The sequence below is a fragment of the Citrobacter sp. wls619 genome (assembly GCF_005281345.1).
In the GTDB taxonomy this organism is placed as follows: Bacteria; Pseudomonadota; Gammaproteobacteria; order Enterobacterales; family Enterobacteriaceae; genus Citrobacter.
On the sequence record NZ_SZXJ01000027.1, the window covers coordinates 482,621 to 498,350 of the forward strand.

A 15,730-nucleotide genomic window follows, 5' to 3' on the forward strand; every position below is an offset into this window, starting at 1 on the left:
GGGTTACTATGGTTGAAAATCGGCAACTACGTCTGGGTACTATTTTGCATGGTGCCTCCGGAAATATGTCAGCATGGCGTCATCCGGCAGCGCGTGCTGATGCCAGTATTAATTTTGATTTTGTAAAAGAGACGGCACATATTGCGGAGGAAGGGAAGCTGGATTTTATTTTTGTCGCTGACGGTTTGTATATTAATGAGAAATCTATTCCACATTTTTTAAATCGCTTTGAGCCGCTGACGGTATTATCTGCGCTGGCAAGCGTCACCCGTCATCTTGGCCTGGTGGGTACGGTTTCTACCTCCTATAGCGAGCCGTTTACTACCGCGCGACAGTTTGCCAGCCTGGACCATCTTAGCCAGGGCAGGGCCGGATGGAATGTGGTGACATCCCCACTGGAAGGTTCGGCTAAAAACTATTCCCGTGCCCAGCATCCTGAGCATGCTCAACGTTATCGCATTGCCGCTGAATATATACAGGTAGTAAAAGGTCTGTGGGATTCCTGGGAAGACGATGCGTTTGTCCGCAATAAAACAAGTGGCGAGTTCTTTCATCCGCATAAATTACACACCCTGAATCACCATGGTGATTATTTCCAGGTGGCCGGGCCACTAAATATTGGCCGGACCCCACAAGGCCGTCCGATTATATTTCAGGCAGGCGCGTCAGACGATGGGAAAAAATTGGCGGCGCAGCATGCGGACGCTATTTTCACCCATCAGGAATCGCTGTCTGAAGCCAAAGCATTTTACCAGGATGTCAAAAGTCAGCTTGAAGCTGTCGGACGTCATGCCGATGAGCTGCATATTTTCCAGGGTGTCAGCATTATTGTTGGCGACAGTGACGCTGACGTAGAGCAACAGTATCAGGCGACCGCAGCACTGGTGTCGATCACCGACGCGCTGAATTACCTGGGACGCTATTTTGAACACCACGATTTTAGCCAGTACCCGCTGGACGCACCGTTCCCGGATCTTGGCTCCCTCGGGGAAAACAGTTTTCGCAGTACCACTGACGAGATCAAGCGCAATGCGCGGGAGCGGGGATTAACCCTGCGTCAGGTGGCGCTGGAAGCTGCCAGTCCACGTCCACGTTTTAGCGGAACGCCGGCGCAGGTGGCTGATGGTCTGCAGCAGTGGTTTGAGGAGAAAGCCGCCGACGGTTTCATCATTCAGGGGGGTACGCCAGATACCTTCCCACGGTTTGTCGAACAGGTTATTCCCGTGCTTCAGGCGCGCGGTTTATTTCGCCACGACTATCCCGGCACGACGCTGCGCGCAAGCCTGGGGCTGGCAACACCTGCAAATCAATTCACACAATAAGAGAAAAACGCTATGCAGAAAAAATCACGACTTCTTGCGCTGTCACTGGCTTTCAGCGCGACGGTCTGGGCAAATGACGTCACCATCAACGGTACCGGCGTGAGCCTGGAAGCCAATAAAACACCGATTCACACGGTTAAAAACCCACAGGCGATTGCGCAGTTACCCGCTAATCTGCGCCTGGCTGTGCCGGGTAAATTTACGGTCGCTATCGCCGGACTGAGCCAGCCGCCGCTGACTGTATTTGCCGATGATAATAAAACACTTATCGGCAGTGAGGCCGATATTGCTCGCCTGGTTGCCGATAGTCTGGGGCTGGAGCTGAATGTCGTCCCCACGTCATGGGAAGACTGGCCACTGGGCGTGGCGTCCGGGAAATACGATGCTGCGATCAGCAATATTACCGTGACCAAAGCGCGCAAAGAGAAGTTCGATTTCGCCACCTATCGTAAGGACTCCCTGGGTTTTTATGTCAAAACCGGCAGCACGCTGACGAAAATTGAACAGGCGGAAGATATTGCCGGGCTGCGCATTATCGTCGGCTCAGGGACGAACCAGGAAGCCATTCTGTTGGCGTGGAACGAAGAGAATTTGAAGAAAGGATTAAAACCGTTTACGCCAGTGTATACCAAAGATGATGCTGCTCAGACGCTGGCTCTACAGTCAGGTCGTGCGGATGCTTACTTTGGTCCGAATGTCATTGGGGCCTGGAAAGCGGCGCTGAATGGTAAAACGCAATTGGTGGGCAGCGTCGATGGCGGATGGCCGAAAGCCGCACATATTGCCGTTACGCTGAAAAAAGACAGTGGCCTGGTGCTGCCGGTGCAAACTGCCCTCAACGGTGTGATCGGCAATGGCGACTATGACAAAGTGCTGAACCGCTGGGGGGAAGGGGTGGAACGTATCCCGCAATCTGAAGTTAATCCGGCCGGTTTAGGCGACTAAGGAGGTCAATGTGAGCGATCAATTCCGCGTTGTCTCGCCCGAAGCCATTGAGCTACAGCCGATCCTCAACGGCCTGTTTGGTGAATATGCCGCCCGCTATGGCGATTATTTTTCTCGTGATGCTGAAGTAGAGCTAACCGAATGGTATCTGGCCCCACAGGGGATCTTTGTGGTGCTGGAGCGCGACGGCGAAATTATTGCCACCGGGGCTTACAAACCCTATGACAAAGACACCGCTGAAATTAAGCGTATCTGGACTAAAAGCAGCCTGCGTAAGCAGGGGCTGGCAGCGCATGTGGTGCAGGAGCTGGAGCGCCGGGCATTACTGGCGGGCTATAGCCGTATCTATCTGACCACGGGCTTTCGCCAGCCAGAGGCCGTCCGGCTTTATTTGAGTCAGGGATACGATCCTCAGTTCGATACCAAACGTAATCCAGAAGAGTACAGCCAGCCGCCTTTTGATGGGCGGTTGCGCTTCACCAAACTGTTGACTATCGCAGGTCAGGCCAAAATTGCCTGAGGAGAGAAGATGAAAACGACTGCAACCATCAAAGTCGTCCCGGCACGTTACCCGATGCGCACCATAGGGGCGATTATTGCCCTGTTTGTGCTGGCGGCGATTATTCAGTCTGTCGCGTTTAATCCGCGCTGGGAATGGGGCGTGTTTGCTCGCTGGTTCTTCGACCCGGTTATCTTGTCTGGACTTGGGCAAACGCTGTTGTTGACGCTCATTGGGACATTACTGAGCGTGGTATTTGGTGGGCTGCTGGCGCTGGCCAGACTCTCATCATCCTGGCTACTAACCAGCCTGGCGTGGGGATACATCTGGTTGTTTCGCTCGCTCCCGCTGATTGTGGTGTTGATCATTTTGTACAACTTCTCCTATTTGTACGACACGCTGGCGATCGGCATACCGTTCACTGCTCTCCAGTGGGGCAGCTTTGAGACTATCAATGTCCTCGGACAGTTTTCCACTGCGGTTGTTGGCCTGACGCTGGTGCAAAGTGCTTATACCGCTGAGATTATTCGCGGCGGGTTTCTTGGGGTTGATCATGGTCAGTATGAGGCGGCAGCCGCCCTGGGATTACCTGCATGGCGCCGCACGCTGCGCATAATCCTGCCACAGGCGTTACGCACCATTTTGCCTGCCGGATTCAATGAAATTATCAGCCTGGCAAAAGGGACGGCGATGGTTTATGTGCTGGCCATGCCGGAACTGTTCTACACCATCCAGATGATCTACAACCGCACCCAGGAAGTGATTCCGCTGCTGATGGTGGGCGCCGTGTGGTATCTGGTGATCACCAGCGTTTTGTCATTCATTCAGCATCTGGTTGAACGCGCGCTGGCACGCAGTGAAAGACGATCCGCTATTAACACCGCCAGGGTGAGTCGCACGGCTAAACGTCGCCGCCAGGTTCCACAGCAGGAGGCTATCCATGTCCCACTCGCCTGAAGGTCATATTTCCATTACCGGCGTCAGCAAATATTTTGGTCGCCATAAGGCGCTGGATAACGTATCGCTGGAGATCCCACCCGGCACGGTCACGGTTATTCTCGGGCCTTCCGGTTCAGGTAAATCGACGCTATTGCGGGCGATTAATCATCTGGAGCGTGTCGATGAGGGGTTTATTCAGATTGACGGTGATTATATTGGTTATCGCCTTCAGGGAGACCGGTTGTATGAGCTGAAAGAGGCGGAAATCCTGCGCCAGCGCATCAATGTGGGCTATGTATTTCAGAACTTTAACTTATTCCCGCATTTAACGGTGCTGGAAAACCTGATTGAAGCGCCTGTTGCACACGGACTGGCTTCGCGCAAAGAGGCTATTGAGCGAGCATTTACCTTGCTGGATGCTGTCGGACTACGGCAAAAAGCCGATGCCTGGTCGCGGCATTTATCCGGGGGCCAGCAGCAACGTATCGCCATTGCCCGCGCGCTGGCGTTAAATCCGCGCGTGATGCTGTTTGATGAACCGACGTCCGCACTCGATCCTGAACTGGTGGGCGAAGTGCTGGATGTGATTAAGTCACTGGCACAGTCGGGAACCACGCTGGTTGTGGTGACGCATGAAATCGGGTTTGCCCGGGAAGTGGCCGATCAGGTGGTGTTTATGGTTGACGGCAAAATTGTCGAGCAGGGTAGCAGCGAACAGGTGCTAAATTATCCGCGCCACACGCGCACGCAGCAGTTTTTGTCGAAAGTTCTTTGAGAGTGCGTCCAAAGAGTGAAATTATCAAGAAAATATGAACGTTCGTTAATCCTAAATTAGTCTTCCTTTTGAGTAACACGCTTAGTGACTAATTATCAAAAAATTACTTTATTATCAGGTGAATAATGACTTGGGCCTGGAATATATCACCCTTAGTGAAGTTGTGAGAAAGCATAGTAAAACTTTGCTTAAATTATGTGTTATGTATCATGCCATTGAGTATGGACACTTTTTAACTAAGGAATTGAAAATGGTAAGAGCATTGGCCTGTCTCGGCGATAAAACAAGTTTTGGAGAAATTATTACTGCTTCTGCATCCTGGTATGAAGGTGATAGAGCTATTGCCCAAACCGGTGACAGGGCGATTTGTCGAAAATGTAATGGACATTTTCCAATTTTCGCTTCTGCAGTGGACTGGATGGAAAATGGTAAAGCATATGTAGCTACTGGCGACAGGGTGTTGTGTGGCTGCTCCAATCACTATGTTTTTGGTTCAGCCACACAATATACTAGCAGTGGAGCGGGTACTTTAACCACCCGCGACACTAGTCAATTATCGATAATGATGCAAAACTCACAGGATGTCAGCAGCAGAAACTGTATTCGTTTTAAGTGTAGAGATGATGACGGCAGACTGATGGTGGATTGCCGGTATGTTCTCATACTCCCGGACGGCCATACAGAAACGGGGAATACAGATAGCCAAGGGATGACAGAGTGGCATTATGCTGAATCCGCTGAAAATATTAACCTGCACATAATAATGGATTAATTATGGCTGTTTACCATCTCAGTACCCGTATTAACTCTAATGTTCCGGTTGATTCTTTACTGTATGACCTGTGCATTTATCGCATGGACTCCAGCAGGAGGAAATACTCCTTGGTGGATGTGAAGCAACAGGGGTTTCTGGGTAACTACGAAACACAGAGTCACATGACCGGAAATATAAATGAGTCACTCTCGACAATTTATATTATGGAAATGAAACTTTACCGAAAAACCATGTTGCATACGCACTGTGTAACGTCTGTCCCGTTCACTAAAATGTATACACTGGAAGAATTTGCGTCAGGCAAAGCCTGGTCTCCGGTGAAGCGGGAGAACCCCTGTTATTTTGAGTCAAAAGGGACAATGAAGCCTGAGAGTCAGGGGGGAGAAACAAAACATATTAAGATCACTATCCCGGAACGCCCATTTATTGCGAGAAAATATCCTGTTGGTAATCCCAGAGATCCTTTTGAAAGAAATATAATCGAGCAGCAAATAAATAAAAGGTATAATCATTATCCAGATGCTTTTCCAGATCAAAATTCTGCAAGTACTTGCGGGCCCGCCGCTTTTTATTATTGTATTCAAATGGACCGTCCTGATGTATATGCACAGGCCGCCAGGGAATTGTGGGGATATGGAAAGACTAAAATAGGTACGCTGACTATTTCTCCAGGGGAAGGATGTAAACATCCTTCCGGTACATTTTATACAAGTGACGGGAAACCCAGGATATTAGGGCTTGACTGGATGACATTGGCTGGGCTTAGCGATTCAGAGAACACTGTGTTGAGTTTTGATACTCTCGATTCTCCAGTGGCAGGGATCACTATGTGGCAAACGCTGACAGAGTGGTTCGAAAAGGCTGGTTATGAAAAAGTATTTAGCAATGTTGCCCCTGTTCAGGCAGGTATCCAGGGAATCCGAGATCTAAATGAATATGCCCAAAAGGGTTATAGAGTTGTCACATTGATTAATGATGGGCTTTTAAAACGAAGCGATTCGAATTTAACGGTACCAACACACTGGATTGTTTGGGATGGGCCTGCTACACAGGATTCCAGCGGATATATGCATTTGGATTTATTTTCATGGGGTAACGTTTACGATCAAATAAAATATAAAAAAGATGCTTCGTTTTTTGTTTCTAGGTTTTTTGGAGGAATGGTTTTTAAGCCATTGAAATAAAATGAGATTATCATTGGGTGTTTTTTCCATATTCATTTTATCAGGGTGCACGTTACGCGCCGAATTTGCTCCAGAAAAAAATGAGCTTTATGATGCATTAGTTGGTGCACCTTACTATGCTCAGATAAATATTTTGGGTGGGAATGTTGCCACACTGACAAATTCTCATGGCGATAGGGAATTTGTTGGGAATATATCACCTAGTGATACAGGGCTATACTTAGCCCATTGCAACAATGACAAATATGATAATAATTGCATACAAATTAGGGGAGTACCGACAAAAAAAGGAGTGATTAAAGTTAAAGTATCTGGATTTTTCAATGTGGCAATGTTTCAAAAATCTAGTGAATTCGATAAAACCTATACTATTACGGTCAAAGATTCAGAAGGATCTTCTTAAGATCGTTTGAGAGGCGCTCTCAGCATAGCCCATCAAGATACGAGAACCCGCTCAGAGAGAGGTTTTCTCATTTCTTGATGGTTAAAAATAGCATTAACGTACAATATTAGGTGCTGAATCATCCGCGCCACACGCGCACGCAGCAGTTTTTGTCGAAAGTTCTGTAAATACGCGGAAGAGCGTTGCGGCACAGGATTGTGCCGCACAGCAATTACAGGGTAGCGACGATTTTGCCTACCTGACCGTTGGCTTCCATGTACTGGTGTGCCTCAACGATGTCATCAAACGCAAAGGTTTTATCAATCAGTGGTTTGAGTTGCCCCGATTGCAATCCTTCAAGGATGAAATGTTTAGCTCGTGCCAGTTTTTCAGCATCAGTGGTGATTTCGAAAAGCTCATAGCCGCGGAAGGTCAAATGGCGGCCAAGGATCTCAATCACCGGGATCGACAAATCGCGACCATCCAGCGAACCGTACTGGAAAAATAACCCTCCGGCAGGCATTACCTGGGCTATTTTCGCCACACCGGGGCCGCCGACCGGATCGAAGACCACGCGGGTACCTTTACCATCGGTTATACGGTTAATTTCTGCGACCAGGTCCTGCTCCTGACTGGCAATGACCTCAGCGGCACCCAGTTGCAACAGGGCGTCGCGTTTCTCATGGGTTCGCGTCATCGCAATAGGTGTTGCACCTACCATGTTGGCGATCTGAATTGCGGCCAGACCAACACTGCTGGACGCGGCATTGATCAGCACGTAATCGCCAGGCCCGATATTGGCATACTCCACCAGCGCGCCAAAAGCAGTCACATACATCATCCAGCTGGCGGCGGCCTCGGCAAAGCTCAGGTTTTCCGGATGTTTGACGACCGCATGAGCAGGCGCATTGACGATTTCGCCATACATACCGTACTGATGAAAGCTGAATGCCGGAATGACGCTCACGCGATCGCCTGGTGCGAACTCGTGCACATTGTCACCGACGGCTTCAACAATGCCGGAGGCTTCATAGCCCAGGCGAGCAGGAAAATTGGGTTGGTAAATATACTGACCGGTACGGTACATAATTTCCGCCCGATTAATACCTATTGCACGAACGCGGATCTGAACATCGTTTGCAAGCGGTGCCGGGGTCTGAATATCCTGAATATTCAGCACATCAGCGCCACCTATTTGATTGAAAACCACAACTTTAGACATAACGGACCTCGGTAAATTGTTCTGACTTGAGTCCGCACAATGTATCGGTTCTGGTGGGGGTGAAAAACCGCCATTACGGAACTTCACTATTACTCAAATTGTAATAATCCCTGAAGCCGTGGTTTTTGCTGTACGAAAAGCTGACTCAGCCAGTCAATAAAAACCCGCACGCGCGGGGCCAAATAGCGCCTGTTCGGGTAGAGAACAGACACCGGTTTAGCTTCTCCCGCATAGTCACGCAGCACCTCAATCAGTTGTCCCGACTGGAGGTAGGGTGCCAGTACGGCGTGAACGCCGTGTATGATCCCCAGTCCAGATAAACAACCGGTTAGCAGAATGTCGGAGTTGTCTACGCACATTCTGCTTGCTGGCACGACAGATACCGTTTTCCCATCGTTGATGAAGGACCACTCCAGCGCGTCACGATGACGTTCGCTAAAGAAGTTGAGTGCCTGATGCTGAGCTAAATCATCCGGTGTCTGTGGGATGCCCCGTGTAGCCAGATAATCTGCGGACGCACAGGTCACCATTTTTACCTCGCCAAGTCGTCGGGATATTAGCGAGGAGTCCTGCAATTCGCCAATGCGGATCATGCAGTCGATCCCCTCCGCAAGCAGATCAATTTTGCGGTCAGTGGAGGTGAGAACAATCTCAACGTCCGGATAGCGAGACTGAAAGTCGCTTAGCGCGGGGACTATAATCGAGTGAGCCAGCGACAGTGGCGCGTTGATCCTGAGCTTTCCACGCGGAGGCCGTGTTGGTGAGAAAGAGGCCATGATGTCATCCACGTCACCCAGCAGTGCTTTGGTCCGTCGGTAAAATGCGTCACCTTCTTCGGTCAGGGTAACCTTCCGCGTCGTGCGGTTTAGGAGTTTCGTCCCCAGATCGTCCTCAAGATGCTGAATTGCTTTCGTCACCGCGGGGCGGTGCAGGTGCAACACATCAGCGGCTTTGGCAAAACCACCTTGTTCGACAACCTGCACAAAAATGCTCATATATTCAAACATACTCGAACGCATCTCTTATTCTCTCCCGTATCCGTTATGACGGTTGTGGTTTCCGACATTGTTATTATGAGAGTAATAATCCAGGCTGCATAGATTGTCGAATGCTGCTCTACACTTAGGGTTTTAACATTGAGGGTTGCAGCATGATTAAAGTCTATGGGGTACCGGGCTGGGGATCGGCCATCAGTGAAGTGATGCTTACACTGGCGGAGATCCCTTACACGTTTATTAATGTGGACGGCTTTGACAGCGACGGGCCGTCGCGGGCGTTGCTAAAAACAATGAATCCGCTGTGTCAGGTGCCCACACTGATACTGGAAAATGGCAATGTGATGACGGAAACGGCGGCTATTGCGCTGATGATTCTGGACAGCAGGCCCGAACTGGCGCCGCCTGTCGGACATGTAGAACGTCAGCAATTTCAGCGCCTGCTGATATGGCTGGTGGCAAATGTCTATCCCACGTTCACGTATGCTGACTATCCCGAACGCTGGACGCCTGATGCCCCGGCGCAGTTGAAAAAGGGCTGTATTGAGTACCGTAAATCGCTTTATATGTGGCTGAATGACCAGCTAAGCGCCGAACCGTACGCGTTTGGCGATCAGCTCACGTTGCTGGATGTTTATATTGCCGTTCTGCGCACCTGGGGGCCTGGACATGACTGGTTCCAGGACAATACGCCCAATATCAGCGCCATCGCGGACGCGGTTTGTCAAATCCCGCGGCTGCGTACTGTACTGAAAGATAATAGAATTATTTGACGCGATGAACGCTTAAAACATGTCTTGCCCCTGTTCGCGGATCATCCTGATAAGTCGTTCTGTGATGGGAGAGGGGCTGCGATCCTTGAGTCGACCAAGAATAAAATGACGGGAATTTGCTGTTCCTTCCAGCGGGATTTCCTTCAATTGTTTATATACCACGCCGCCCTTGGTCAAATTACGCCGGGGTATGAAGCCCAGTAATTCTTTATTTGCCGCAAGGATTTTGGGCATAAGATGAAACGATGATGTTTCTATCTGGGCTCGCGGTGGCGGAAGCCCCCGGCTAATAAAAAACTGATCGATCCAGCGTCGGGAGGCCGTATTTTTCCCCGATAACAACCATTTGTATTCGACAAGATCTTGAGGCGTAATTGACTTCAACTCTTTTGTGAAAATAGGATGCTCGCAGCTGCCGACTAAAACCACAGCATCCTCCATTATCGGGTAGATAATGGCGTTTTCATAGCTGATTGTTTTAGTAACAATAATGATATCTAACTGATAATTCTGCAGATTATCCCAAAGGTAATTATTCACTCCGGGAACAATTTCGAGCATAGCGAGGGGGTTTTCTGTCAGGAAAGCCTGACACAGTTTAGGTATGAGATATTCAGCGACAGTCGGTACACAGCCTATACGTATTTTGCCTGACACCCCGCGAACATAGTTTTCGAGGTCCTGCTCCGTTTGCTCCATAAAAAAACAGAGCTTTCTGGCCCGTTCGCGCATTAATTCGCCCGCGGCGGTAAGCGTTATACCGTGCCCGCTGCGGGTCAATAATTGTGTACCCACTTCCTCTTCCAGACGCTGGATGCATTTTGACAGCGCAGGTTGCGAGCGCCCAAGGCGTTCTGAGGCTTGAGCGAGGCTACCCACTTCTGCAATAACATAAAAAAACGTCAAATCGCGAATATTGAGATTCATGACTCTACAGCACCTTTTCCCATCCGCCCGGTATTAGCGTCACAGCATGGTAGAGAATGACGCGCCATTATTTTTTGACCTGACAGCAAAAAGATGACGTTTTCTCTTGCATAAAAAGTAAGAAAATACGGCGAAATGTGTGAACCATGCCGCCTGTCAGTTCCGAATTATTACGCAATGACATCCTGATGAATTAATGCAACCAACTGTATTTTATGATGTTTATAAGCGCATTTTGTTTTTACGCTATTTAACGAAAAGTTATTGCCGCTATCAATATTATTGCCTATTGCGTCGCCTTGTCCTGGGGTAAAAATCTCCCATCCCGACTATGGCAAGGAGATGAGGATGCGTTTTACCGTATTAATGACGGCACCAAAACTGGCGCCGAAGGGTGTTAAAAAACTAATAGATGCTGACTGTAAAATAATCTATGTAAATGATTCAACAGATCCGCAGGCGATCCTGTCGATTTTATCCACTGAGCCTGTTGATGCCGTCATTTCACGCACGATGACGCTAACGGGCGAAGCTATCCGTGCTTGTCCAACGCTGAAAGTCATCACCAAACATGGCGTAGGCGTAAGCAACATTGATGTCGATGCGGCGACGGAACGAAATATTCCCGTCCTCGTGACGCCGGGAACAAACTCACAATCGGTTGCCGAACTGGCATTAGGGCTTATGCTGGCGGCCGCCAGGCGCATTGCATCCTATGACCGGGATTTACGCACAGGGAACTGGAGCCGCGCCGGAAACGGCCAACAATTAAGTGGACGCACTTTGGGATTGGTGGGTTTTGGCCAAATAGGACAAACGCTGGCTCAATTCTGTATAGCGCTGGGCATGAAGGTCGTCGCTTACGATCCCATGCTCAAGGCCAGCCCAATCGAACAGGTCACACTTGTCAACGATTTACCGGCGTTGCTTCGCCAAAGCCAGGTGCTCAGCCTGCATTGTCCGCTGGTTCCCGCTACCCGAAATCTGATTAACGAAGAGGCGCTTTCACTACTGCCTGATGGTGCAATTCTGGTTAATACCGCCAGAGGGCCGCTGATTGATGAAAATGCGCTGGTAGCTGCTTTGCAGAGTGGAAAACTTGCAGGCGCAGGTCTGGACACTTTCGTTAATGAACCACTGCCCCTCAGCGATGCTATTGCCTCACAACCCACCGTTGTTATGACCCCGCATGTTGGCGGGTCCACGCCTGATGCGTTAGACGCGATGGCTGCGCATGCCGCTGACAACGTGATTAATTTCCTTAACGGAAAACCGTTATCCCCGAGTCTGTGTGTTAACCACCTGATTAAATAATATTTACGACGTACTGGAGAATAAAATGTCTATTGGATTCAGAGTCTTTACTCAACGTGAACTGCCTACAGCTGATGTTATCGAAGGTTTCAAAACCATACCAGCAGCAAATATTGCCGACTGTATGGGGCGCCTGAGCGCGATGAATTGCCGCATCCGACGCATGACGGCACCTGCGGAACAAAATATGGTTGGTGTCGCGCTGACGGTAAAAGCGCGTCCTGGCGACAATCTGATGATGCACAAAGCGCTGAACATGATTAAACCTGGCGACATTCTGATCGTCTCCAATGAAGGGGACAGCAGCCAGTCGCTGATGGGCGAGATCATGGTCGCCTATGCCAAATCTCAAGGCATTGCGGGCATCGTGCTGGACGGACCAATGCGTGATCTTGATACCATCTATGCAATGGGGGTTCCAGTTTATGCGACAGGTCATACCCCAGGCGGCCCATTCAAAGAAGGTCCAGGCGAAGTCAATGTTCCTGTCGCTTGCGGCAATATTCACGTTACGCCGGGCGATATTATCGTCGGAGACAGTGATGGCGTCATTGTGATCCCTAAACATGATGCGGCAAAATTGCTGGAAGAAGCTCGCAAGTTTTCTGCCAACGACCATGCAAAACTGGTTGCGGCGCAAACCGGAAAAGCCGATCGCAGTTGGGTGGATAAAGCGCTCGCGGCGAAAGGCTGCGAAACGATTGACGCTGTTTATCCGGGTTAACTCTACAGATGCCAGCCACGTTTGTGGCTGGCTTGCTCAAATAGGCTAATAATAATGGCAGAAAATATAAAAACGTTGTCGTTTAAGAAACGGTGGGGAATTCCGTTAGCGATCCTGGCGATGGCGATTACCTATACCTTTCCCATGGCAGGACTCTCCATGGAGGGGAAGCATGCGCTGGTATTGTTTGCGGGTGTTTTTATCCTGTTCTTATCCGAACCTATCCCCATTGTTGTTTCAAGCTTACTGATTGTTCCTGCTGCTGTATTATTAAAAGTATGCAGCTTAAAAATGGCACTGTCGGGATTTTCTTCATCTTCCTCTTATCTTCTGGTTGGCGCATTTATTATGGCTGTGGCGCTAACCAAAACACGCTTAGCAGAACGGATTACTTTTTTAATTCTTAAAGTTACCGGCAGTAGCGTGCGTAATTTAACACTGGGGGTGACCATTGCGAATATTGTGCTGGCATTCTTTATTCCGTCGTCAACCCCAAGGGTCGCGATCCTGCTACCCATTTGTCTGAATTTAATTGCCTTATTTAAAGAAGAAGGGCGAACAAAATTTGCAGTGAATTTGCTGCTCACCATGTCGTTTACCAATTCCACGATCAGCGGCGGTATTTTGACAGCCAATTTACCGAACCCCATTACCGTTGAATTTATTCATAATGCCGGTGGGCCAATGATCTCCTATCTGGATTTTTTGATAGTCGGGTTCCCGCCAGCATTACTGATGACGTTTATTACCTGGATCTACCTACAGTTTGCTTATCCGCCTGAGCAATCGCATATCCCCGGTGGAGAGCAGTTGATTAAAGACAGTCTGGACGGGATGGGAAAAATGTCTGCGGCTGAGTGGAAAACGTTGTGGATTTTCCTCGGCGTGGTCTTCCTGTGGGTCACCGGTGATTGGATAGGTGTCGATTCTACCACGGCCTGTATGCTGGGGGCTTGTCTGCTCTTCTTCCCTAAAATTGGCGTGATTAATTGGTCGGAAGCCAATAAAGGCGTGTCGTGGCAAGTGCTGTTCATTTGCGGCGGCGGTGTCAGTATGGGGGCTATTTTGATGAAAACCGGTGCGGCAGAATGGATATCGATGTTGATCTTTAACCATCTGGGTTTATCCACGCTGAGTACCATCGCCTTGCTGATTGTCGTGCTTATCGTCGTGCAATACATGCATATTTTCTTTGTGGGCACGACAGCGATGGCGGCAGCAATGTTGCCTGTATTGATTGGTATTGCCCATGCGGCAGGTCTGCCACCGGCAATGCTGGCGTTACCGGGTGGGATGATTATTGGCGCTTATCCATTATTGATGTTTTATAACACCATTCCGGGTGTGTTGGTCTTTGGTACCGGGAAGGTTGCTATCAATGATTATCCGCGAGTCGGTATTGTTCTGTGTGCGATTGCTTGTCTGATTTATGCATTATGCGCATTGTATTATTGGCCAATGCTTGGCGTGTTTTAATTTTCAGGAATAATTACGTATTTGTTGTTAGCGATTATTTTACCGTGGTGTTTATCTGAAGTATCGCGTGGTTGATTATATCTGTCGATAATCTTGTAAAGGATATTATATGAAAGTTACGCTTCTTGGCGCTGCCGGAGGAATAGGGCAGGCGTTGTCGTTACTCCTTAAATTACACATGCCAGAGGGGTCTGAACTCGCACTCTACGATATATCAACAGCAACGCCAGGGATTGCTGTTGATTTAAGCCATATTCCAACCGATGTGCATATTCACGGATATTGTGGCGCGCAGATTCAACATGCGTTAGAAGGTGCAAATATTGTTATTGTCTGTGCCGGTATTGCCCGTAAACCGGGAATGGATCGTTCTGACCTCTTCAGTATTAATGCCAATATTATTCATCAGCTTATTGGTGACGTCGCAAAAATATGCCCGGATGCCTGTATTGGTATTATTACTAACCCTGTTAATACCACAGTGGCGATTGCCGCTAATGTCCTGCAAAAGGCTGGCGTCTACGATAAAAGCAAGCTCTTTGGCATCACCACGTTGGATGTTATTCGTGCAAATACGTTTGTTGCACAAATGAAAGGCTGTAGCGTGCGGGACGTTGAGGTTCCGGTCATCGGCGGGCATTCGGGCGTCACGATCCTGCCGTTGTTCTCGCAGCTTACGGAGATAAAATTATCCGATGACGAGATGCGTGCGCTGACAGACCAGGTCCAAAATGCCGGGACTCGGGTTGTCGAAGCTAAAGCGGGAGCCGGGTCGGCCACATTATCAATGGGGCAGGCAGCCGCACGTTTTTGTTTGTCGTTACTCCGTGCTCTGAGTGGGGAACAAGGCATTGTGGAATGCGCATATGTAGAAAGCGGCAGCCCATACGCCCGTTTTTTTGCCCAGCCCGTTGAATTGGGCGTCAACGGTGTATCTCGCGTTATTGCGCTAACTGACCTGAGCCGCATTGAGCAGGATGCACTCGAGGCAATGCAAAGCGAACTGCGTAAAGATATTGCGTTTGGTGAGCGGTTTATTTGTAAGAATTAACGCGGGTAGTTTTGAAAAAGCCGATCGTCGAAATCGGCTTTCAACGTTTACCAGGCCGGTAACGTTGTGCATCTGAGCATCATTGTAGACCAAAGACGTCTGGAGGAATTTTGCTAACTGGCGCATATTAGGTGATAGCTTTTTTGCCCAAAACAATAAGGAACCTGCAATGCCGCACATCGATATTAAATGTTTTCCTCGCGCCCTTACCAACGAACAAAAAACCGCGCTGGCGGCGGATATTACAGATGTCATTATTCGTCATTTGCAAAGCAAAGACAGCTCGGTCAGCGTGGCGCTGAATGAGATTGAGCCTGACGCATGGCAAGCGGTATGGGATGCGGAAATCGTGCCGCAGATGGACACGTTGATTAAAAAACCCGGTTACAGCATGTGAGAAAAAACGGGCGAGTTATTCGCCCGTTTT

15 protein-coding genes and 1 pseudogene are annotated in these 15,730 nt (G+C 49.2%); 13 read left to right on the plus strand and 3 right to left on the minus strand.

What is annotated here, in order from left to right:
- Nucleotides 1–8 precede the first annotated feature (8 nt).
- From FDX19_RS25410 to FDX19_RS05075, 7 genes and pseudogenes are all read left to right on the plus strand, one after another.
- Nucleotides 9–2,267: pseudogene (locus FDX19_RS25410) on the plus strand (NtaA/DmoA family FMN-dependent monooxygenase).
- A 10-nt stretch (nt 2,268–2,277) separates the two neighbouring features.
- Nucleotides 2,278–2,787: a GNAT family N-acetyltransferase gene (locus tag FDX19_RS05050; RefSeq protein ID WP_137381827.1), complete on the plus strand. Its 510-nt coding sequence runs from the start codon at nt 2,278–2,280 to the stop codon at nt 2,785–2,787.
- A 9-nt stretch (nt 2,788–2,796) separates the two neighbouring features.
- Nucleotides 2,797–3,723, plus strand: coding sequence for an amino acid ABC transporter permease (locus FDX19_RS05055; RefSeq protein ID WP_137381828.1), 927 nt, complete (start codon nt 2,797–2,799; stop codon nt 3,721–3,723).
- Entirely contained in the window at nt 3,707–4,480 is a 774-nt protein-coding gene (locus tag FDX19_RS05060) for an amino acid ABC transporter ATP-binding protein (RefSeq protein ID WP_137381829.1), read from the plus strand. Before FDX19_RS05055 ends, FDX19_RS05060 begins: the two co-directional genes overlap by 17 nt.
- A gap of 250 nt (nt 4,481–4,730) precedes the next feature.
- Complete coding sequence (locus FDX19_RS05065) at nt 4,731–5,252, plus strand: PAAR domain-containing protein (RefSeq protein WP_137381830.1); 522 nt, start codon at nt 4,731–4,733, stop codon at nt 5,250–5,252.
- A gap of 2 nt (nt 5,253–5,254) precedes the next feature.
- Nucleotides 5,255–6,439 (plus strand): hypothetical protein, encoded by a 1,185-nt coding sequence (locus tag FDX19_RS05070; protein ID WP_137381831.1) that lies wholly within the window; start codon nt 5,255–5,257, stop codon nt 6,437–6,439.
- Nucleotide 6,440: 1 nt separating this feature from the next.
- On the plus strand, nt 6,441–6,842 hold the full coding sequence (locus FDX19_RS05075; RefSeq protein ID WP_137381832.1) for a hypothetical protein: 402 nt from the start codon (nt 6,441–6,443) through the stop codon (nt 6,840–6,842).
- Nucleotides 6,843–7,053: 211 nt separating this feature from the next.
- Here FDX19_RS05075 and FDX19_RS05080 read toward each other — a convergent pair whose 3' ends face one another.
- Both FDX19_RS05080 and FDX19_RS05085 read right to left on the minus strand, forming a co-directional pair.
- Entirely contained in the window at nt 7,054–8,043 is a 990-nt protein-coding gene (locus tag FDX19_RS05080; RefSeq protein WP_137381833.1) for a zinc-dependent alcohol dehydrogenase family protein, read from the minus strand.
- A gap of 89 nt (nt 8,044–8,132) precedes the next feature.
- Complete coding sequence (locus FDX19_RS05085) at nt 8,133–9,062, minus strand: LysR family transcriptional regulator (protein ID WP_137381834.1); 930 nt, start codon at nt 9,060–9,062, stop codon at nt 8,133–8,135.
- Between the two features lie 131 nt (nt 9,063–9,193).
- Here FDX19_RS05085 and FDX19_RS05090 point away from each other — a divergent pair, with 131 nt between their 5' ends.
- The gene (locus tag FDX19_RS05090; RefSeq protein ID WP_137381835.1) at nt 9,194–9,811 is read left to right on the plus strand and encodes a glutathione S-transferase family protein; all 618 of its coding nucleotides are present in this window, start codon (nt 9,194–9,196) and stop codon (nt 9,809–9,811) included.
- A 12-nt stretch (nt 9,812–9,823) separates the two neighbouring features.
- Here FDX19_RS05090 and FDX19_RS05095 read toward each other — a convergent pair whose 3' ends face one another.
- Nucleotides 9,824–10,738: a LysR family transcriptional regulator gene (locus FDX19_RS05095; RefSeq protein WP_137381836.1), complete on the minus strand. Its 915-nt coding sequence runs from the start codon at nt 10,736–10,738 to the stop codon at nt 9,824–9,826.
- Nucleotides 10,739–11,086: 348 nt separating this feature from the next.
- Between FDX19_RS05095 and FDX19_RS05100 the strand changes: the two genes are divergently transcribed.
- From FDX19_RS05100 to pptA, 5 genes are all read left to right on the plus strand, one after another.
- Nucleotides 11,087–12,052 carry a hydroxyacid dehydrogenase gene (locus tag FDX19_RS05100; protein WP_137381837.1) on the plus strand — a complete coding sequence of 322 codons (966 nt, stop codon included), beginning with the start codon at nt 11,087–11,089 and terminating at the stop codon, nt 12,050–12,052.
- Between the two features lie 25 nt (nt 12,053–12,077).
- Nucleotides 12,078–12,776 carry an RraA family protein gene (locus FDX19_RS05105; protein ID WP_137381838.1) on the plus strand — a complete coding sequence of 233 codons (699 nt, stop codon included), beginning with the start codon at nt 12,078–12,080 and terminating at the stop codon, nt 12,774–12,776.
- A gap of 54 nt (nt 12,777–12,830) precedes the next feature.
- Nucleotides 12,831–14,252 (plus strand): DASS family sodium-coupled anion symporter, encoded by a 1,422-nt coding sequence (locus FDX19_RS05110; protein WP_137381839.1) that lies wholly within the window; start codon nt 12,831–12,833, stop codon nt 14,250–14,252.
- A gap of 109 nt (nt 14,253–14,361) precedes the next feature.
- Nucleotides 14,362–15,303, plus strand: coding sequence for a malate dehydrogenase (gene mdh, locus FDX19_RS05115; RefSeq protein WP_137381840.1), 942 nt, complete (start codon nt 14,362–14,364; stop codon nt 15,301–15,303).
- 169 nt (nt 15,304–15,472) lie between these two features.
- Nucleotides 15,473–15,700 (plus strand): tautomerase PptA, encoded by a 228-nt coding sequence (gene pptA, locus FDX19_RS05120; protein ID WP_137381841.1) that lies wholly within the window; start codon nt 15,473–15,475, stop codon nt 15,698–15,700.
- Nucleotides 15,701–15,730: the final 30 nt, after the last annotated feature.